The 17,520-nt window shown below is 68.5% G+C and carries 22 protein-coding genes and 1 tRNA gene; 8 read left to right on the forward strand and 15 right to left on the reverse strand.

From position 1 onward, the window contains the following. Positions 1-20 precede the first annotated feature (20 nt). From rpoN to KZX42_RS07025, 6 genes are all read right to left on the reverse strand, one after another. The gene (gene rpoN / locus KZX42_RS07000) at positions 21-1,517 is read right to left on the reverse strand and encodes an RNA polymerase factor sigma-54 (RefSeq protein WP_248118368.1); all 1,497 of its coding nucleotides are present in this window, start codon (positions 1,515-1,517) and stop codon (positions 21-23) included. A gap of 122 nt (positions 1,518-1,639) precedes the next feature. Then, positions 1,640-2,434: an LPS export ABC transporter ATP-binding protein gene (gene lptB, locus KZX42_RS07005; RefSeq protein WP_248118370.1), complete on the reverse strand. Its 795-nt coding sequence runs from the start codon at positions 2,432-2,434 to the stop codon at positions 1,640-1,642. Positions 2,435-2,460: 26 nt separating this feature from the next. Beyond that, positions 2,461-2,964, reverse strand: a complete 504-nt coding sequence (locus KZX42_RS07010; protein WP_248118372.1) for an LptA/OstA family protein — start codon at positions 2,962-2,964, stop codon at positions 2,461-2,463. A 5-nt stretch (positions 2,965-2,969) separates the two neighbouring features. After that, on the reverse strand, positions 2,970-3,629 hold the full coding sequence (lptC, locus tag KZX42_RS07015) for an LPS export ABC transporter periplasmic protein LptC (RefSeq protein ID WP_248118374.1): 660 nt from the start codon (positions 3,627-3,629) through the stop codon (positions 2,970-2,972). A 7-nt stretch (positions 3,630-3,636) separates the two neighbouring features. Further along, entirely contained in the window at positions 3,637-4,251 is a 615-nt protein-coding gene (locus KZX42_RS07020; protein ID WP_248118376.1) for a ribonuclease D, read from the reverse strand. 201 nt (positions 4,252-4,452) lie between these two features. Next, a tRNA-Leu gene (locus KZX42_RS07025) sits at positions 4,453-4,539 on the reverse strand. Positions 4,540-4,751: 212 nt separating this feature from the next. Between KZX42_RS07025 and KZX42_RS07030 the strand changes: the two genes are divergently transcribed. From KZX42_RS07030 to KZX42_RS07040, 3 genes are all read left to right on the forward strand, one after another. Then, positions 4,752-5,594, forward strand: coding sequence for a WecB/TagA/CpsF family glycosyltransferase (locus KZX42_RS07030; protein WP_248118378.1), 843 nt, complete (start codon positions 4,752-4,754; stop codon positions 5,592-5,594). Between the two features lie 99 nt (positions 5,595-5,693). After that, positions 5,694-7,025: an FAD/NAD(P)-binding protein gene (locus tag KZX42_RS07035; RefSeq protein WP_248118380.1), complete on the forward strand. Its 1,332-nt coding sequence runs from the start codon at positions 5,694-5,696 to the stop codon at positions 7,023-7,025. Positions 7,026-7,079: 54 nt separating this feature from the next. Continuing rightward, positions 7,080-7,634 (forward strand): polysaccharide biosynthesis/export family protein, encoded by a 555-nt coding sequence (locus tag KZX42_RS07040; RefSeq protein WP_248118382.1) that lies wholly within the window; start codon positions 7,080-7,082, stop codon positions 7,632-7,634. A gap of 63 nt (positions 7,635-7,697) precedes the next feature. On the opposite strand, the gene KZX42_RS07045 is transcribed toward KZX42_RS07040, so the two are convergent. The 3 genes from KZX42_RS07045 to flgB are packed head-to-tail and all read right to left on the reverse strand — an operon-like array spanning position 7,698 to position 8,863. Beyond that, positions 7,698-8,012 carry a flagellar hook-basal body complex protein FliE gene (locus KZX42_RS07045; RefSeq protein ID WP_248118384.1) on the reverse strand — a complete coding sequence of 105 codons (315 nt, stop codon included), beginning with the start codon at positions 8,010-8,012 and terminating at the stop codon, positions 7,698-7,700. Positions 8,013-8,022: 10 nt separating this feature from the next. Then, positions 8,023-8,442, reverse strand: a complete 420-nt coding sequence (gene flgC / locus KZX42_RS07050; RefSeq protein WP_248118387.1) for a flagellar basal body rod protein FlgC — start codon at positions 8,440-8,442, stop codon at positions 8,023-8,025. A 16-nt stretch (positions 8,443-8,458) separates the two neighbouring features. Beyond that, on the reverse strand, positions 8,459-8,863 hold the full coding sequence (gene flgB, locus KZX42_RS07055) for a flagellar basal body rod protein FlgB (RefSeq protein ID WP_248118388.1): 405 nt from the start codon (positions 8,861-8,863) through the stop codon (positions 8,459-8,461). A 143-nt stretch (positions 8,864-9,006) separates the two neighbouring features. Here flgB and KZX42_RS07060 point away from each other — a divergent pair, with 143 nt between their 5' ends. The 3 genes from KZX42_RS07060 to KZX42_RS07070 all read left to right on the forward strand — a co-directional run bounded on the left by KZX42_RS07060 (position 9,007) and on the right by KZX42_RS07070 (position 10,484). After that, positions 9,007-9,282, forward strand: coding sequence for a flagellar biosynthetic protein FliO (locus KZX42_RS07060; RefSeq protein ID WP_248118389.1), 276 nt, complete (start codon positions 9,007-9,009; stop codon positions 9,280-9,282). Then, complete coding sequence (fliP, locus tag KZX42_RS07065; protein WP_248118390.1) at positions 9,279-10,091, forward strand: flagellar type III secretion system pore protein FliP; 813 nt, start codon at positions 9,279-9,281, stop codon at positions 10,089-10,091. The genes KZX42_RS07060 and fliP overlap by 4 nt, the downstream gene beginning before the upstream one ends. Positions 10,092-10,205: 114 nt before the next feature. Continuing rightward, positions 10,206-10,484 carry an HU family DNA-binding protein gene (locus tag KZX42_RS07070; protein ID WP_087120554.1) on the forward strand — a complete coding sequence of 93 codons (279 nt, stop codon included), beginning with the start codon at positions 10,206-10,208 and terminating at the stop codon, positions 10,482-10,484. An 86-nt stretch (positions 10,485-10,570) separates the two neighbouring features. On the opposite strand, the gene KZX42_RS07075 is transcribed toward KZX42_RS07070, so the two are convergent. Continuing rightward, positions 10,571-13,417: a hypothetical protein gene (locus KZX42_RS07075; RefSeq protein ID WP_248118391.1), complete on the reverse strand. Its 2,847-nt coding sequence runs from the start codon at positions 13,415-13,417 to the stop codon at positions 10,571-10,573. A gap of 121 nt (positions 13,418-13,538) precedes the next feature. Between KZX42_RS07075 and KZX42_RS07080 the strand changes: the two genes are divergently transcribed. Next, a complete protein-coding gene (locus KZX42_RS07080; RefSeq protein ID WP_248118392.1) occupies positions 13,539-13,928 on the forward strand; it encodes a DUF983 domain-containing protein in 390 nt (129 codons plus the stop codon). Here the strand turns inward: KZX42_RS07080 and KZX42_RS07085 are convergent. From KZX42_RS07085 to folP, 5 genes are all read right to left on the reverse strand, one after another. Further along, complete coding sequence (locus KZX42_RS07085) at positions 13,925-14,506, reverse strand: nucleotidyltransferase family protein (RefSeq protein WP_248118393.1); 582 nt, start codon at positions 14,504-14,506, stop codon at positions 13,925-13,927. The two genes, KZX42_RS07080 and KZX42_RS07085, sit on opposite strands and share 4 nt — an antisense overlap. A 122-nt stretch (positions 14,507-14,628) precedes the next feature. After that, positions 14,629-15,414: a bifunctional hydroxymethylpyrimidine kinase/phosphomethylpyrimidine kinase gene (gene thiD, locus KZX42_RS07090; RefSeq protein ID WP_248118719.1), complete on the reverse strand. Its 786-nt coding sequence runs from the start codon at positions 15,412-15,414 to the stop codon at positions 14,629-14,631. A gap of 68 nt (positions 15,415-15,482) precedes the next feature. After that, the gene (locus KZX42_RS07095; protein ID WP_248118394.1) at positions 15,483-15,827 is read right to left on the reverse strand and encodes a multidrug efflux SMR transporter; all 345 of its coding nucleotides are present in this window, start codon (positions 15,825-15,827) and stop codon (positions 15,483-15,485) included. Between the two features lie 40 nt (positions 15,828-15,867). Further along, the gene (locus KZX42_RS07100; RefSeq protein WP_248118396.1) at positions 15,868-16,224 is read right to left on the reverse strand and encodes a DMT family protein; all 357 of its coding nucleotides are present in this window, start codon (positions 16,222-16,224) and stop codon (positions 15,868-15,870) included. Positions 16,225-16,286: 62 nt separating this feature from the next. Continuing rightward, complete coding sequence (gene folP / locus KZX42_RS07105; RefSeq protein ID WP_248118398.1) at positions 16,287-17,093, reverse strand: dihydropteroate synthase; 807 nt, start codon at positions 17,091-17,093, stop codon at positions 16,287-16,289. Between folP and KZX42_RS07110 the strand changes: the two genes are divergently transcribed. After that, entirely contained in the window at positions 17,074-17,385 is a 312-nt protein-coding gene (locus KZX42_RS07110; RefSeq protein ID WP_248118400.1) for a hypothetical protein, read from the forward strand. The genes folP and KZX42_RS07110 overlap by 20 nt on opposite strands. Positions 17,386-17,520 lie beyond the last annotated feature (135 nt).

Consider the following 17,520-nt stretch of genomic DNA (forward strand, 5'->3'; position numbering starts at 1 on the left):
CCAATTTGTGGTGAAGCTTATCAGGCGGTCTTGAGCATCCGCCGACGTTGCACCGAGGACGGAATCCTCAAGGCTTCCCGATACTTGGCCACCGTTCGACGGGCGATGTCGATGCCGGTCTCCTTCAGGATTTCGACAATCCGGTCGTCGGACAAAACGTCGCCCTCCAGACCCTCGCCGTCGATCATGGTCTTGATCCGATGGCGCACCGCTTCGGCCGAATGGGACGACGCCCCGTCAACCGACTGGATGGCGGCGGTGAAGAAGAATTTCAGCTCGAACACCCCCCTTGGCGTGGCGACATATTTGTTGGAGGTGACGCGGCTGACGGTCGATTCGTGCATGCCGATGGCGTCCGCCACGGTCTTCAGATTCAGCGGCCGCAGGAACTCCACGCCGAAGGCGAAGAAGGCGTCCTGTTGGCGCACGATCTCGGACGACACCTTCAATATGGTCTTGGCCCGCTGATCCAGCGACTTGACCAGCCAGTTGGCCTGGGCCGCGCAGTCGGCGACGAAGGTCTTTTCCGTGTCGGAGCGCGCGCCCGCCTGGACCAGGCCGTGATAGCGCTTGTCCACCAGCAGACGCGGCAGGGTGTCGGCGTTCAGCTCCACCCGCCAGCCGCCAGCCGGATCGGGCCGCACATGGACGTCGGGCACGACCGTCTGGGCCGGTTCGCCGCCGAAGCCCGCGCCAGGCCGTGGCGTCAAGGCCTTCAGCTCGGCGATCATCTCGGCCAGGTCTTCCGCGTCCACGTCGCAGGCCCGACGCAGCGCCGTCAGGTCGCGCCGCGCCAACAGGTCCAGATTGTCCAGCAGGGCCGCCATCGCCGGGTCGAACCGATTGCGTTCGATCAGTTGCAGCTTCAGGCACTCCGGCACCGACCGCGCCATGATCCCGGTCGGCTCGAACCCCTGGCAGACCGCCAGCACCGCCTCGATCCGCGCCAGCGGCACGCCCAGCCGGTCGGCGAACTCGGCCAGTTCGCCGCGCAGATAGCCCCCCTCGTCGGTAGCGTCGATCAGGGTCAGGGCGATGCCGTGGTCCGCCGCCGTGAACCCCGCCGACGACGCCTGGGCCTGAAGATGCTCCCACAACGTCGGCTCGTGCGTGTCGGGCCGTTCGCCCTCGCCCTCGAAGACCGAGCCGCCCTTGCCGGCGCTGGACCAGTCCGACAGGCCCGGCTGGGCCTCGTCGGTCATCCGGTCGCTGGTGCGCTCGCCCGGGGCGGCGTCGCCATAGACATCATCCGATCCGGCGTCCATCGCCGCCACCGATCCCTCGCCCACCCCGTCGCCGAAGGTCATTTCGCCGTCGCCGGCCTCGGCGCGTTCGGCGACCTCGGGCGTCTCGCCTTCCGGCTCCTCGCGTTGCAGCAGTGGATTGCGCTCCAGCTCCTGCTCGACGAAATCGTCCAGTTCCAGGTTGGACAGTTGCAGCAGCTTGATCGCCTGCTGCAGCTGGGGCGTGATGACCAGCCCCTGCCCCTGCCTGACCTCTAACCTCTGCCCGATCACGTCCGCATCCCGCCGCCAGAGCCGAACTGGCCCGGAACTTGCTGGGGCAGAATGTCGCCTAACCGGTTAACGCGAGACGAACGACATATCCTCGCCAGGCGATGGGTAGGAGACTTGGGCCTTCAGACGTAGTTTTCGCCCAGATAAACCCGGCGCACCTCGGCGTCGTGGATCGCCTCGTCGGACGTGCCTTCGAACAGCACCGCGCCGTTCGAGATGATCGACACCCGGTCGGTGATGTCCAGGGTCTCGCGCACATTGTGGTCGGTGATCAGCACCCCGATGCCCTGGCTGGCCAGATAGCGGATCACCGTGCGGATGTCGGCGATGGCCAGGGGGTCGATGCCGGCGAAGGGTTCGTCCAGCAGCATGAAGGACGGCCGCCCGGCCAGGGCGCGCGCGATCTCCACCCGCCGCCGCTCGCCGCCCGACAGGGCCGTCGCCGCCGCATGGCGCAGATGGTCGATGTGCAGTTCGTGCAGCAGTCGCTCGGTCTCGGCCTTGATCTGATCGGCGGGGTAGTTCAGTTCGACCACCGCGCGCACGTTCTTCTCGACCGTCATGCCGCGAAAGATCGAGGCTTCCTGCGCCAGATAGCCCAGGCCCATCCGCGCCCGCTGATACATGGGCTGGCCGGTGATGTCCTCGCCGTCCAGCCAGATCGAACCCGCGTCCGGCGGGATCAGGCCGGTGATCATGTAGAAGCAGGTGGTCTTGCCTGCGCCGTTCGGCCCAAGCAGCCCCGCGACCTCGCCCCGCTGCACCGTCAGGGACACGTCGCGCACCACCTGCCGCGCGCCGAACGCGCGGGCGATATTGACCACCCGCAGGCCCTTTTCGGCCGGCGAGACGACAGGCGGCGCCACAGCCGCCGGCCGGTCGTCCAGGTTAAGGGCGGAAAGTTCCTTGCGCGCCAAATCACTGATCCCCAGGCCGACGGGCCTCAGTTCCCGCTGGGATAGAAGACGCCCTGCACGCGGCTGCCGGCGGCGCCGCGCGGCGCGCCGTCCATGCGGGCGGTCTCGGAGTTGATGTTGTACACCAGCCGCGATCCGGTCAGCACGTTCTGGCCCTGGGTCAGGATGACGTTGCCGGTCACCACGATCTCGCCATTGCCCAGATTATAGACCGCGCGGTCGCCGCGCATCGACTGGTCCGGGGTGACGAAATAGACGGTCCCCGCCGCCTCGGCCCGCTCCAGGCTTCCGCCGTCGCTGCTGACCAGGGTCAGGGTGTCGGCGCGGAAGCGGTTGCCGCCCTGGGTCGCCTCGGCCCGGCCGCGCAGGATCACTCGGTTGGGCGCGTATTCGACCGAATCGGCACCATAGGCCACGGGCTGGTTCGACGCTTGGGCGCGGCCTGCAGCCTGGCTCTGAGCGTCCCCCACCGCAGGCAGGGCGACGACCGCGACCGCCGCAACGGCCGCCAAGGCCCTGGAAATCTTCATCGTCATCATCGGCCTGCACCCGCGGGCGTCAGAACGCCCTTCACCTTGTTGTCGCCTGCGCCATCGAACACCACGCGCTGACCCTGGTCATAGATGGCATAGGACGATGCGTTGATGGTTCCAATAGGGCCTGAACCCTGAACGCCCTTTGAACCCGTCACCACGCCGGTGTCTGTGTTCACCACCGCCTCGGGCGTGGTCAGGATGAAGCCCGTGCCGCCGTCGGAGATCCGCACGTTCGGCCCGATCGTCACCGTCTTGCCCTGCTCGTCATAGGTTCCGCCGTCGGCCGTCAGCTCCGTCACCTTGCGCCCGCCCAGATTCAGCTTCAGCGCCGGGCCGATCAGGCGGAACTTGCCGGTATTGGGGTCGCGCACCGCCCCTTGGGCGCCCACGGTGAAGGCGCGGCCTTGCGAATCCTGGCCGTGGAACAGCGGGCTGTCCAGCCGCACCTCCTGGCTCTGACTGGCCTTGCGCTCCACCCCCGACATGACGGTGCGGAACACCGTCCAGGTCAGGACGCCGCCCGCCAGCACCAGGATGACGATGGGCAGCACCCGGCGATACAGCTTCACCCGGCGCGACCGCGCGCGCCAGCGGGCGCCGGCCAAGGCGACCCGGGCCTCGTCGGCCTCGATGCGGGACGGATCGACGGGGTCGGTCAAGCGCGCCTCAGCTGTGGGCGAAGATGTCGACTTCGTCCCAGCCGGCGAGGTCGAGGGCCGAACGGGTCGGCAGGAAGTCGAAACATTTCGCGGCCAGATCGGTGCGCCCCTCGCGCGCCAGCATCTGGTCCAGCTTGGCCTTGGCCGCATGCAGATAAAGGACGTCCGACGCCGCATAGTCCAGCTGAGCCTGCGTCAGGGTCTCTGCGCCCCAGTCGGACGACTGCTGCGCCTTGGACAGGTCCACGCCCACCGTCTCGCGCACCACGTCCTTCAGCCCGTGCCGGTCCGTATAGGTTCGCGCCAGCTTGGAGGCGATCTTGGTGCAATAGACCGGCCGAGTCTCGACGCCGAGATGCAGCAGGAACATGCCGATGTCGAACCGGCCGAAGTGGAAGATCTTGGTCACCGCCGGATCGGTCAGCACCCGCTTCAGGTTCGGACAGTCGTAGGCGGGCCGGTTCAGCCGCACGACATGGGCGTTCCCGTCGCCCGACGAAAGTTGCACCACGCACAGCGGATCGCGGCGAAAACGCAGGCCCATCGTCTCGGAATCGATGGCGACCTCGGACCCCAGGTCCAGATCATCGGGCAGGTCGCCCTCGTGCAGGTAAACGGTCATGCCCAGGCTCTTACACGGCGAATGCGATGGACGAAACGGGCTACAGCAATGCCGAGCGCCACGCTTCGCCTTCACAGAACGGCCTCAAGCAGCAGAGCGCCGCGCGCGGAGCGATAGGCCGCTAAAATGCCGCCACGCGAGCGTCGATAGGCCGGAAACAACAACGGCGCCGCATCGTGCGATGCGGCGCCGTCTGAAAGATGGTGCCCAGAAGAGGACTCGAACCTCCACGGCCGTTAAGCCACTGGCACCTGAAGCCAGCGCGTCTACCAATTCCGCCATCTGGGCCCCGTCGGCAGCGCCTTGCGGCGTTTCCATCGGGAAGGCGCGGACCTCTAAGGGAGGCTCCGGGCGGGGTCAACAAGGATTTTTCGCCTTTGCGAGATTTCTTCCGCGAACGGCGTTTGAAGCGTGGCCGCACAGACCTCTCCGTCACCGTTTAACGCCCGCTAAGCCTGTTTCCTAACCGCGTCTTGAGGTCGGCCATCTAACAGGAAACCATGACGGAGCCGTCCCCGCCCCTGCCGACGACCGAGCGCCGCGCCCGGCCACGCGCGCCCTTTCGCACCCGCCGTCGCGCCAGCGAGCGGGTGCGGCTGATGGGCCAGTGGGTCGATCTGGTTCGGCCCGAGGAGGTCCAGCACCACATCCAGCAGGCCGTGGCCGAGGGCCGCAAGAGCCTGATCGCCAACCATAATCTGCACAGCCTGCATCTGATGCAGCGCACGCCGGGCCTGGCCGCCTTCTATGACCGGGCCGACATGGTGGAGGTCGATTCCACCCCCCTGATCGCATTTTCGCGGCTGGCGGGCCTGAACAGCCGGGGCTTTCACCGCTGCACCTATCTGGACTGGCGCGACCATTTCTGGAGCGTGGCCGCCCGCAACGGCTGGCGCGTCCTGTCGGTCGGGGGCGCGCCCGGCGTGGGCGAGACGGCGGCCGACCGCCTGCGCGCCGCCTGGCCCGGCGCCGAGATCGCCGTCCACCACGGCTTCTTCGACGCCCGCCCCGGCTCGGCTGAGAACGCCGCCGTCCTGACCCTGATCGAACAATTCCAGCCCCACGTCCTGTTCGTGGGCATGGGAATGCCGCGCCAGGAGTTGTGGATCGCCGACAACTACGACCGCCTGCCCGATTGCGTCGTCCTGTCGGTCGGCGCCGCCTTCGACTATGAGGCGGGCGTCCAGAGCGCGGCGCCGCGCTGGATGGGCCGGGCCGGGATCGAATGGGCCTATCGCCTGTTCCGGGACCCTCGGCGTCTGTTCGTCCGCTACTGCGTCGAGCCGTGGAGCCTGATTCCCCTGGCGCTGGCCGACCTGCGCGCTGGGCGGCTTCGTCGCTAGGCGGCCATATTCCTACTGGTCAGATAGATATTTATCGCCATGATCCCTCCCTCCGGCCGTGTGCTATCGACACGGCGTCGAAACCAGGACGGAGCGCGCATGCCACAGCGACACGGACCGCAGATCGCCATCGTGGGCGCGGGGTTCAGCGGCCTGTTGACCGCCGTGAACCTGCTTCAGGCCTCGCCCGCCGTGCGCGTGACGCTGATCGAGCGGCGCGGGGTATTCGGACCCGGCACGGCCTATGACACCGGCAATCCCCAGCATCTGCTGAACGTGCGCCTGGACAATATGAGCGCCTTTCCCGACCGGCCGCAGCATCTGGCCGACTGGCTGGCGGAACAGCCGTCCTGGCGCGCCCAGGACGGCTTCATCACCCGGGGCGTCTATGGCGACTATCTGCAATCCCTGCTGGACGCGGCGCTGGAGGATGCGCCCGAGCGCCTGACCCTGATCGGCGCCGAGGCCCGCTCGCTGGATCGCCGGGACGACGGCTGGCGCATCGCAACCTCGGACGGCGAGATCGTCGTGGACCAGGTGGTGCTGGCGCTGGGCAATCTGGAGCCGGCCTCGCCGCCGGGCGTCGACGCGGCCGTGCGCGCCTCGTCCGCCTATGTTGAGAACCCCTGGCGGCTGGATGCGGCCTCGGCCGAGACGGCGCGCAATGTGCTTCTGATCGGGTCGGGCCTGACCATGGTGGATGCGGCCCTGACGATGCGGCGACCGGGTCGGCGCTTCACCGCCCTGTCGCGTCACGGCCTTTTGCCCCGCGCCCATGCCGTCGTGCCCCCCGCCCCCTTCGACGGCCCGTTCGAGGGCGGGCCGGCCCAGGTCCTGCGTCAGGTCCGAAAGGCGACGGATCAGGCCGACTGGCGCGCCGTGTTCGACCGGCTGCGCCATTCGGCCCGCGCCCTGTGGCGGGCATGGTCGCCGGTCGAGCGGCGGCGGTTCCTGCGCCATCTTCGCCCCCTGTGGGACGTGCATCGCCACCGGCTGTCGCCCGGATCGGCGCGCGACATCCATTCCATGCTGGCGGCCGGCGAGTTGACGGTTCTGGCCGGCAAGCTGACCGAACTGAGGGCCGCCGACGTCATCGACGTCGCCTGGCGCCCGCGCGGTCGCCGTCGCGCCATCCGCGACCGGTTCGATCTGGTGGTCAACTGCACCGGCCCATTGGGCTCCATCGGCCACAGCATCGAGCCGATGATCCGCGACATTCTGCAAAAGGGCTATGGCCGTCCCGACCCCCTGGGCCTGGGGCTTCAGGTCGATGACGACGGCCGCCTGCTGGACATCGACGGCCATCCGGCCCAAGGCCTGCACGCCATCGGCCCCCTGACGCGCGGCGCCTTCTGGGAAATGACCGCCGTCCCCGACCTGCGCGGCCAGGCCCGCGACCTGGCGACGCGGATACTGGCGCAACCGGACTAGCGGTCATGCATCTGGACCTTCACAATCCACGCAGATAGTTTTAACAGCTTCGCCGTGCATTCGAGGAGAGAGACGACCCTGCCGCGCCCCGTCCTCGCCGTTGCTGTCGGCCTGGCCCTGGCGTTCGGCCTGACCGCCTTTACCGACCCCGCGCTGGAAGACTATCGCCTCGCGCCGGCCGACAGGGTGCGGATCGAGGTGTTCGGAGAGCCGGCGCTGGGCGGCGACTTCGCCCTGGACGGCCGGGGCCGCATCACCCTGCCGCTGATCGGCGACATCCAGGCGTCCGGCCTCAGCGCGCCCCAGCTTCAGGCCGCCGTCGCCGACGCCCTCGGCCAGGGCTATCTGAACCATCCGCGCGTCGCCGCCCGGGTCCTGACCTATCGGCCCTTCTACATCCTGGGCGAGGTCAATCGGCCGGGCGAATATCCCTACGCCAGCAACCTGACGGCGCTGCAGGCGGTCGCCACGGCCCAGGGCTTCACCTACCGCGCCAACAGCCGCAGACTGTTCGTCCGCCGCGCCGGCGCCGCGATGGAACAGCCCCTGTCGCCCGACGCCCGCATCCTGCCCGGCGACACGATCCGCATCGCAGAGCGGTATTTCTGAGGGGACGCACGCCCGTCATCCTGGGCCTCGCGGCTAGGATGACGAACCTGTCGGGCGTATCCGTCAGATCGGCATCGCCATGATTTCCTTGTAGGCGGAAATCACCTGGTCGCGCACGGAGATCACCGTCTCCAGCGACGCCTCGGCCGAGCTCAGCGCCGTCACCACGTCGATCAGATTGCCCTGGCCCTGGACCGAGCGGGTCATCTGGGTTTCCGCCGCCCGCGACTGCTGGGTCATGTCGGTCATGGCGGTCTTGACCAGGTCGGCAAAGCCGCCGTCGCCGGCCCCCGGCGCCGATGCGGCCCCCGACAGGCCCGTCGGCATGGCGCCGCTCTGGACGGCGGCATAGGCCTTGGCGGCCATCATCGGGTTCATGGCCTAGACCTCAGCGTTTGATGATGTCGAGGGTGCGGCTGTCCATCGACCGCGCCGTCTCGATGACGTTCAGATTGGCCTCATAGGCGCGTTGCGCCTCGCGCATGTCCATGGCCTCGACCAGGGTGTCGACATTGGGCCGCATCACATAGCCCTGCGCGTTCGCGGCCGGGTGCGACGGGTCGTAATCCATCTTGAAATCGCTCTGGTCGGGCCGCACCTCGGCCAGGGTGACGCCCGTCGCCCCGTCGACCTCGCGCGCCTGAAAGACGGGGATCTGGCGGCGATAGGGTTCGCCGCCCGGCGTGCGGGCGGTGGACTGGGCGTTGGCGATGTTCTCGGCGATGACGCGCATCCGCGACTGCTGCGCCTTCAGGGCGGAGGCGGCCACGGCCATGGCGCTGTTGGAGGGGGAGACGGGATCGGTCATGGTTTAAGCGTCCTCCTCAGCCGCCGGGCCGTTTGGCGGCCAGGCGGATCATCGACATGGACTTCTGGTAGAAGCCGATGGCGGCGTCATAGGCCATGCGGCTCTCGGCCATCTTCAGCATCTGCTCCTCGACCACGACCGAGTTGCCGTCCATCGTGGTTTCCGAATCGGGCGCCTTGGTCGGATCGAACCGCGCGGCCGGGCCGGGCGGGGCGATATGGGCCGCATTGGTCCGCGTCATCTGCAGCCCGCCGCCCCTGGCCATGGCGGCGGAGAAGTCGGTCGGCTGCTTCAGGTCACGCCCGACGTAGCCCGGCGTGTCGGCGTTGGCCACGTTCTCGGCGATCACCCGCTGGCGCGCGTCCAGCCAGTCCAGCCGGCCCTTGATCTGCCCCAGCAGCGGTATGTCGGCGACGCCCATGGCGATCTCCCGTGCGACGCGGATGCGCGCGATGGGCAGAAAATGCCGCCTGCATGGTTAATAACCCCTTATCTCAACGCCTCGTTAACCGTGGTGGTTAACATTCGGAGCCTAAGCGCAGACTGCGCGGGGCCTTGCAGCGTATGAATTTCCTCGATCTCGCCCGGGCCGTCTTCGGCCTGGCCTTCACCCTCGGCCTGATCGGGCTCGCGGCCTGGGCCGCGCGCCGTTATGCGCCCCAGTTGCTGGCCAGGCTCAGCGCCGAGCGCGGCGCGCGGCGGATGCAGGTGGTCGAGACCCTGGTCCTGGACCCCGCCCGCCGCCTGGTCCTGGTCCGCATCGACGAGGAGGAGCGGCTGATCCTGCTGGGCGAAGGCCGCGAACTGATCGAGCCGCGCCAGCCGGGGGGCCTTCAGTGAAACACCCGGTTTTCGTCAAACCCACCGGCGCCGAGCTGAAGCGCGCGGCCCTGCTGTCGCTGTTCACCACCCTGGTCTGCCTGGCCTGGCCCGTCGCGGCCCTGGCCCAGCAGGCGGCGCAGAGCGGATCGGCGCTCAACATCGACCTGGGCTCGGGCGCCGGCCTGACCCAGCGGGTGGTGCAGCTGGTCGGGCTGATGACCGTGCTGTCGCTGGCGCCGTCCATCGTCATCATGACCACCAGCTTCGTTCGGATCATCGTGGTCCTGTCGCTGCTGCGAACCGCCCTGGGGCTGCAACAGTCGCCGCCGAACGCCGTCCTGGTGTCCTTGTCGCTGTTCCTGTCGGCCATCGTCATGGCCCCGACCTGGCAGGACGCCTATGATTCGGGCATCCGTCCGCTGATGGATCAGCAGATCGAACTGCCCCAGGCCTTCGATCAGGCGTCCGAACCAGTGAAAACCTTCATGCTGGCGCAGGTGGATCGCGGCGACCTGGCCCTGTTCACCCGCCTGTCCAAGATCGAGGCCCCGCAGAACGTCCAGGACCTGCCGCTCCGCGTCGTCACCCCGGCCTTCATGATCAGCGAGCTGAAGAAGGCCTTCACGATCGGATTTCTTCTTTTCGTTCCGTTCCTTGTGATCGATCTGGTGGTGGCCAGCGTGCTGATGTCGATGGGCATGATGATGCTGCCGCCGGTGGTGGTGTCCCTGCCGTTCAAGCTGATCTTCTTCGTGCTGGTGGACGGGTGGCGACTGGTCGCCGGAAGCCTGGTCGAGAGCTTTCAGCGGGCGTCCGGAACCGGATAATCCCCCGCCCCCTATGGCTTTCCGCGTCATCGGCGCTTGCAAAGCCGGTGGAAATCCGTGTTGATCCCCCGGTCCTCGCCCTGAATCGGGCGAATAACACTGGAAACGCTTCTTATGACCACTCAAGCCGAACTGATCGCCGCCGTCGCCAAGGACGCCGGTGTTTCGCAGGCCGACGCCGGCAAGGTGCTGACCGCCATCGTCGAAAACATCCACTCGACCCTGAAGTCGGGCGGCGACATCCGCATCTCGAACCTGGGCGTCTTCGACACCGCCGCCCGCGCCGAGCGCGAGGGCCGCAACCCGGCCACCGGCGCGACCATCAAGATCGCCGCCTCCAAGGCCGTGCGCTTCCGCGTCTCCAAGCCGCTGAAGGACGCCGTCAACGGCTAAGCCTTAGATCCTCCCCCGTTAAAGCACGGTGGAGGATCACGCTTCGACGGGCGGGGATCGCGATGCGGTCGCCGCCCGTTTCCGTTTCAGGTCGCCGCTTTCGCGTCCGCCTCCTTGCGGAAGGCCTGTTTGGCGCTGTTGACCCAGCCGACGAAGGTGTCCGCCTGGCTGGACAGATTGGCGAAGTCGCCCGTCCCCGCCACGCCCGACAGATTGTCGTCCAGCGCCACCCGGATCGCGGCCGCCGACCGCGCGCCCGCCACGAACGGCCCATACCGGCCGCTCAGCCGCTGCAGCCCCGCGCGATCCCCGGCCAGCGAATAGCCCACGCCCGCCCGGATCAGCCAGCTTTCCTCGCCCGGCGTCAGGGCCGTTCCGGCGGTCTTGTAGCGATCGCCCAGCCGCGCCTCGTAGATCGGCGCCGCCTCGGCCCATTTCTGCTGTTTCCAGAAGATGTCGGCCCGCACTTCGCGCGCCGGGTTCGACTGATCCCGGTCCAGCACTTCCAGCGCATGGTCGAACCGGCCCAGGTCCATCAGGGCGCGGGCCTCCAGCGCGCGCCGCTCGCTGTTCATCGCGGCGGGCAACAGGGTGGTGCGCGACCCCCAGATCGCCTGCAGCGCCTTCTCCGGCTGGCGGTCCATCAGATAGACGGTGGCCAGATTGGTGGCGACCTGGGCCTTGGCCACGCCGTCCAGCCGCTCGTCCACCTGGTGCTGCAAAAGCTCGGCCGCCTGGTCCAGCAGATCCACGTCGATAAGGCGACGCGACAGGCGGCGCACCATCTCATCCCCGTCCGCCCCGATCGGCGTCAGCTCGCGGAAGTCGTAGAACAGGGCCAGGGCCTGCACCGGCTGCAATCCATCCGCGGCCCCCTCCAGGAACAGGGCCCGGAAGGCGTTGGACTGATCGGCCTGGATCTCGGTCGCGCCTGGAATGCCCGACAGCCGCTTGCCCGCCCCGCGCAGGGCGTCCAGCGCCTCGCGGTAACGCCCCTGCTTCAGATAGATGTCGGCCAGCTTGCGGATCACGGCCAGTTCCGTGCCGTCCCCGCGCCAGCGCCATTTCAGCTGTTCCAGCTGCTGGGCCGCCTGGTCGGGGCTCAGCGCGCCCTTGTCCATCTCCAGGCCGATGGCGCCCAGTTTGGCGGGGGTGGCGATGCCGTCCAGCGGCGCGCGCGCCACGGCCTTGTAAACCGCCAGCGCCCGGTTCTTGTCGCCCTGCAGATCGAAGAGCCGCGCCTGCACCAGCCGCGCGGTCAGTTGGTCGGTCGCCGGCGCCTTCTGGCTGAAGCTGTAGGCCAGCAGCTGTTGGGCGGCGGCCAAGTCGCCCGTCTCGATGGCCGCCAGCGCATGGGCGGCGCCGAACCGCGCGCGCCAGGCCGGGGGAAAATCGTCGATCACCGAGGCGCCGGCGGCGAAGCTGCGCCGCGCTCCCTCCCAATCGCCCTGTTCAGAGGCGATATAGCCCTGCCACACCTTGGTCGCCGGGTCGTTGGCCAGGGCCGCGCCCGCGAAATCGACCTGCGCCTCCTCCAGCCGCCCCACGCCGACGCGGGCGACGCCGCGCAGGCCCCGGACCTCAGGCTCGCCCTGCAGGTTCGGCGCCTTGGCGATCAGGGCGTTCAGCACCCCGATGGCCTCATAGTTCAGTCCCGATCCGACCAGAAACCGCGCCAGGGCCATCCGCGCCTCTATGGGCGCGCGCGGATCGTCCGCCGCCGCGATGGTCTCCAGCCCCGCCGCGTCCTGCAGCCGGCGATAGCGGTCCGAGAAGCCCGCCTCGCCCGTCGCGGCCCAGGCCTCGTCGATCATGGCCGGGTAGGCCGCGCGCTTGGGCGCATCGGCCGCGTGATCGCCGGTCTCCAGTCCCGCCGACGGCGCCGAAAGCGTCAGCCCCCTGGGCCGGCTCAGCGTCACCAGATCGCCCGCCGCCTCGATCCGCAGATCGTCGGCGCCCGTCTCGACCGCCATCCCCTGGGCCGTGGGGATCAGGGTCAGATCGACCGTGCGCCGTCCGCCGCCATAGCCCTTGCCGGGCGCCAGCGCCGTCACCGCCGCGAACCGGTCGCCCACCAGCGGGTCGGTCAGCCAGATCGCCTTGGTCGCCCCAGCCATCCGCGCCACCAGGGTCGCCGCCCCGTCGTCGGCCCGCCCGACCTCGACGCCCGAAGCCGCGGGCGCGGTTCCGCCCAGGGTCACGGTCCAGGTCCCGCCCTGCCCCTGCGCCGCCACGCCCATGCCGTCGGGCGCGGAAATCCGCATGGCGGTGTAGCCCGGCCCCGCCGCCCAACGCGCGTCCTTGGCCGGCCCCAGCTGTTTGGCGCCGGTCATGTCCATCCGCGCGGCGGTGTCGAACACGATCCACACCGCGTCGCCGCGCCGGAACACGGCCGCGCCCACCGGCGTGCTCCATTGGAAGGTCAACACGGTCTTGTCGGCGCTGGATTCGGCCTTGACCGGCACGACCGCATCCGTGGTCGTCGGCTTGGCCGCGTCCCCGCCCTGCGGCGCCTTGCCCGGCGCATAGAGGTTCAGCCACACTGCCCCGTCCGCCACGCCCGAGCGGGCGTCGGCGCCCTCCTCCAGGGTGATGATCAGGTCCGTGCCGCCGGCGCGCGCGGCGCGGGTCTCGACCGACTTCACCCCGGCGGGCGGATCGACCTTCAGGCGCGACACGTCGGGCGCGGCCGTCGTGCCCAGCCGCACCACCACCTTGTCGCCCTGGCGGCTGACGCGCGAGCGCACGCCGATCACGCCGCCGAACTCGACGCGGGTGAACTCGGCGTTCTGGCCGATGCCGATGGACAGCGGATCGCGCGATCGCGCCGCTTCCTGCGCCAGGGGCGACAGCGGCGCGAGCACGACGGCGCCGGCCGCGGCGGCCGCCACGGTCGTCTTCAGAATACGCTTGGTCGGCGCGGCCCCGGACATATCCCCCGACCCATGCCGCACAAGCCCTTTAATCGCGGTTAACCGCCGTTCACCGTGACGCGGCGGCGATAGGACAACCCGTCCACGCGACAAGCCCGCCCACAGCGCGCATACTGATCCCATGACGGACTATCCGCGGCTCAGCACGATCAAGACCGGCCTGGCCTGCCGTTGCCCCCGCTGCGGCAAAGGCCCGCTGTTCAAGGGCTACCTCAGCCTGCGCGAAGGCTGCACGGACTGCGGCCTCAGCTACGGCTTCGCCGACCCGGCCGACGGCCCGGCCTTCTTCGTCATGACGGCGGTCGGGGTGGTGGGCATGATCCTGCTGATGCTGTTCGACTTCACCGTTCACCCGCCGATCTGGGTGCATGGGGTCGTGACCCTGCCCATCCTGATCGGCCTGTGCCTGGGCTGCCTGCGCCCCTTCAAAGCCTGGCTGGTCGCCGAACAATATATCCACAAGGCCGCCCCGCCGGAGTTCTCCTCCAACGGCAAGCACGGGCCTTACTAGGTCGGTTCGACCACCGTCAGTTCCGGCCACCGCGCCCGCGCGCTGTCGATCACCTTGACCCAGCTTTTGGCCACGGGCCGGTTCGGATTGGGCCGGATGGTCATGGAGAACACATCCTCCAGCCCGAACGGCGCGGCGACGGTTATGGCGTCGTCAGCCTCCAGCCGCACCCCGACCGCGAAGGTCGGCGCCACGAACCGTCCCAGCGCCTCGTCGGTCGATCTCAGCGCCTGATAGGGCTCGCCGAACCGATCCTGGAACCACAGATGAACCCGCGCCTGGTTCCTGACCTCGACCTGACTGCTGAGCGGCGCGTCGAAGGCGGCGGCGACCCGTTTAATAACCACATCCTCGGCCTCGTAGGACAGGTCCGATCCGTCGAAATAGGCCAGATCGTAGTCCTTGACGCCATAACCCGCCGGCCGTCCCGTCTGGACGTTCCACACCGCCTGATAGACCGCGCCCGACACCAGCCTCCAATCCGGCAGGTCCAGCCCCCGCACCGTCGTCAGAATATGCATCACCGCGGGGTCGGCGCGCACGATGGCGATCAGGCGTTCGGTCAGGGCGTCGTTCATTTCCCATCCCTTAGCGAGCGCATCCGTCTCCGGGGAGTGACGGCGCACCACCATCCACAGACCCTTTTCCTCGTCATCCTAAGCGCAAGGCTTAAGGATGATGCGTGGCGGGAAGCGGCGACCTACTCCCGCACCGGCCAGCCGTGGTCCAGCGGGCCGTGGCCGCCGCCCAGGCCGGGCGCACGGCGGATCGCCTCGCCGACATAGGCCCAGGCTTCGGCCACCGCGACCTCCAGCGGTCGCCCCAGCGCCAGCCCGGCCGCGCAGGCGCTGGCCAGCGTGCATCCGGTGCCGTGGGTGTGGCGGGTGTCGATCCGTTCGGCCTCCAGCGCCGTCTCGCCGTCGGGCGTCAGCAGCAGGTCGATCACCGTCGTTCCCGGCACATGGCCGCCCTTCATCAGCACCGCCCGCGCGCCCATGGCCAGCAGGGCCTCGCCCGCCCGGCGCTGGCCGTCCACATCATGCACCGCGATCCCCGTCAGGGCCTCGGCCTCGGGCGCATTGGGGGTCAGAAGCGCCGCGCGCGGGATCATCATGGATTTGACCGCCTCGACGGCCGCATCGGGCAACAGGGACGCCCCGCCCTTGGCCACCATGACCGGATCGACCACGGCGGGCGCGTCGGCGCTGTCCAGCAGGGCGGCGACCGTCTCCACCACCTCGACCGAGCCCAGCATTCCGGTCTTGAAGGCGTCGGTTCCGATGTCGTCCAGCACCGCGCGCCCCTGGGCCGCGATCAGATCCAGCGGCAGCGGATGGACGCCGTGGACCCCCAGGGTGTTCTGCACCGTGATGGCGGTGATGGCGGTCGCCGCATAGCCGCCCATCATCGTCACGGCCTTGATGTCGGCCTGGATGCCCGCCCCGCCGCCCGAGTCGGAGCCCGCCAGGATCAGCACCCGACCCATCTTTTTTGCGCTGCCGCCGCCCGCGCGGCGGGCGTCTGCTTGAGCGCGAATATCCGTGCCAACGCGGGTCATGCCGCCGCCCCCGAAAACAGCTTCAGCCCGACGATCCCCGCCACGATCAGCAGGATGCACACCGCCCTGACCGCCGTCGCGGGCTCGCCATAGACCAGCACGCCCGCCAGCGCCGCGCCCACCGCCCCGATGCCGGTCCACACCGCATAGGCCGTTCCGATCGGCAGCTTCTGCGTCGCCACCCACAACAGGATCATGCTTCCGGCCAGGGCGATCCCCACCCCCAGCGATGTCAGCGGCCGCTGCAGGCCGACGCTCTTCAGGCCCGAGGCCCACAGAACCTCCAGCAGACCGGCGACGACCAGCGTCGCCCACGGATTGATCGACATGATCCAGGACATGACGGGTCAGATGGCCCAGCCCGTCCATCAGGGCAAGCGATCAGGCGCCCAGCGGTCCCTTGAAGATGAAGAAGGCCCCCAGGCCGATGAAGGCGAAGCCGACCAGATGGTTCACCGTCAGCTTCTCGCCCAGATACAGCACCGAAAAACCGGCGAAGACCAACAGGGTGATCACCTCCTGCATCGTCTTCAGCTCGGCCGGAGAATAGACCTTGATGCCGATCCGGTTGGCCGGCACCGCCAGCCAGTATTCGAAGAAGGCGATGCTCCAGCTGGCGATCACCAGCAGCCACAGCGGCTTGTGCTCGAACTTCAGATGGCCGTACCAGGCGAAGGTCATGAAGACGTTCGACAGGGCCAGCATGAGAATGGGGGCGATATAGGCGGTCAGGGGCATGGGCGACGCTGTGACGGTTGACCCCTGTCCTTAGCTCAACCGCGACCGAACGTCGCGTCCGTTCAACCGGCGTCGCGAATGGCCGCCTGCACCTTCAGCGCCTGCACCGTCTCGCGCACGTCATGGACCCGCACCATCCGCGCCCCGTGGGCGGCCGCCGCCAGGGCCAGGGCGATGGAGCCGCCCAGCCGGTCGGTCGCCTCGACCGCCGTCGGGTCGACAGCCTGGATCGTGCGCTTGCGGCTGGCGGCGTACAGCACCGGAAACCCCAGATCGACCAGCGCGCTCAGTCCCGCCGTCAGGGCCAGATTGTGCGCCAGCGTCTTGCCGAAACCTATGCCGGGGTCCACCCAGATCCGATCGCGCGCCACACCCGCCGCCATCGCCGCCTCGGCCCGCCCCTGCAGATAGTCCAGCACCTCGCCGGCCACGTCGGCATAGGTCGGGTTCGCCTGCATGGTGCGCGGCTCGCCCTTCATGTGCATCAGCAAGATATCGCACCCCAGTTCGGCGGCGACGCCCGCGCTGTCGGGCGTATGGGTCAAGGCCGTCACGTCGTTCCACATCGTCGCCCCGGCCGCGACGGCGGCGCGGGCCGCCTCGGGCTTCATCGTGTCGATGCTGATCGCCCCGTCCCAGCGCGCGCGAAGGCCCGCGATGACCGGGACGACCCGCGCGATCTCCTCGTCCGTCCCGACCGGATCGGCGCCCGGCCGGGTGCTTTCGCCGCCGATATCCAAGACGTCCGCCCCCTGTTCGACCAGCCGCAGCCCGTGCTCCACCGCCCGTTCCGTGGTGGTCCAGCGCCCGCCGTCAGAGAAGCTATCAGGCGTCACATTGAGGATACCCATGACTTTCACGGGCAACATCGACATCATCTCATCCATGATCGCTAATATTATCGACAGACGAGTTCACGTCCATAAATGGCGATCAGTGGACGCCGTAGCTGAAGCAACATGGCACGACAACGCTCGGCCCGGCACACCTCATCACGACAATGCAGATAAAGCCGCGTCGATCACGCATGGCGACACCATGGCCTCACGTTCCGGAATATCTGTCACGGAGGCGATAGCATGGGCGCAAGCGTACTCGGACGAAGTCACTTTGTATCTCTACGACATGGGAACGTGGCCCTCAGAACCGACTGATTTTTAATCCGAAAATACGGATTATTTCCGATCGAATAGCGTGATGTTTGACTTTCGCGCGGCATGGGACCAGCCTCTAGCCGTGAACACACGTTTCGTCAGCCAGGCTCGACGCCTTTCCCACGCGGGACGCCTCGTCGCA

Source organism: Brevundimonas sp. EYE_349 (assembly GCF_023147505.1).
Lineage (GTDB): Bacteria > Pseudomonadota > Alphaproteobacteria > Caulobacterales > Caulobacteraceae > Brevundimonas.

Excerpts from the sequence above, each read along its gene's own strand:
- KZX42_RS07010 (WP_248118372.1), bottom strand. The coding sequence starts at position 2,964 with ATGAAGATTTCCAGGGCCTTGGCGGCCGTTGCGGCGGTCGCGGTCGTC.
- KZX42_RS07020 (WP_248118376.1), bottom strand. The coding sequence starts at position 4,251 with ATGACCGTTTACCTGCACGAGGGCGACCTGCCCGATGATCTGGACCTG.
- KZX42_RS07030 (WP_248118378.1), top strand. The coding sequence starts at position 4,752 with ATGACGGAGCCGTCCCCGCCCCTGCCGACGACCGAGCGCCGCGCCCGG.
- KZX42_RS07035 (WP_248118380.1), top strand. The coding sequence starts at position 5,694 with ATGCCACAGCGACACGGACCGCAGATCGCCATCGTGGGCGCGGGGTTC.
- KZX42_RS07045 (WP_248118384.1), bottom strand. The coding sequence starts at position 8,012 with ATGAACCCGATGATGGCCGCCAAGGCCTATGCCGCCGTCCAGAGCGGC.
- flgC (WP_248118387.1), bottom strand. The coding sequence starts at position 8,442 with ATGACCGATCCCGTCTCCCCCTCCAACAGCGCCATGGCCGTGGCCGCC.
- flgB (WP_248118388.1), bottom strand. The coding sequence starts at position 8,863 with ATGGGCGTCGCCGACATACCGCTGCTGGGGCAGATCAAGGGCCGGCTG.
- KZX42_RS07060 (WP_248118389.1), top strand. The coding sequence starts at position 9,007 with ATGAATTTCCTCGATCTCGCCCGGGCCGTCTTCGGCCTGGCCTTCACC.
- KZX42_RS07070 (WP_087120554.1), top strand. The coding sequence starts at position 10,206 with ATGACCACTCAAGCCGAACTGATCGCCGCCGTCGCCAAGGACGCCGGT.
- KZX42_RS07075 (WP_248118391.1), bottom strand. The coding sequence starts at position 13,417 with ATGTCCGGGGCCGCGCCGACCAAGCGTATTCTGAAGACGACCGTGGCG.
- KZX42_RS07080 (WP_248118392.1), top strand. The coding sequence starts at position 13,539 with ATGACGGACTATCCGCGGCTCAGCACGATCAAGACCGGCCTGGCCTGC.
- KZX42_RS07085 (WP_248118393.1), bottom strand. The coding sequence starts at position 14,506 with ATGAACGACGCCCTGACCGAACGCCTGATCGCCATCGTGCGCGCCGAC.
- thiD (WP_248118719.1), bottom strand. The coding sequence starts at position 15,414 with ATGGGTCGGGTGCTGATCCTGGCGGGCTCCGACTCGGGCGGCGGGGCG.
- KZX42_RS07095 (WP_248118394.1), bottom strand. The coding sequence starts at position 15,827 with ATGTCCTGGATCATGTCGATCAATCCGTGGGCGACGCTGGTCGTCGCC.
- KZX42_RS07100 (WP_248118396.1), bottom strand. The coding sequence starts at position 16,224 with ATGCCCCTGACCGCCTATATCGCCCCCATTCTCATGCTGGCCCTGTCG.
- KZX42_RS07110 (WP_248118400.1), top strand. The coding sequence starts at position 17,074 with ATGACTTTCACGGGCAACATCGACATCATCTCATCCATGATCGCTAAT.
- folP (WP_248118398.1), bottom strand. The coding sequence starts at position 17,093 with ATGTTGCCCGTGAAAGTCATGGGTATCCTCAATGTGACGCCTGATAGC.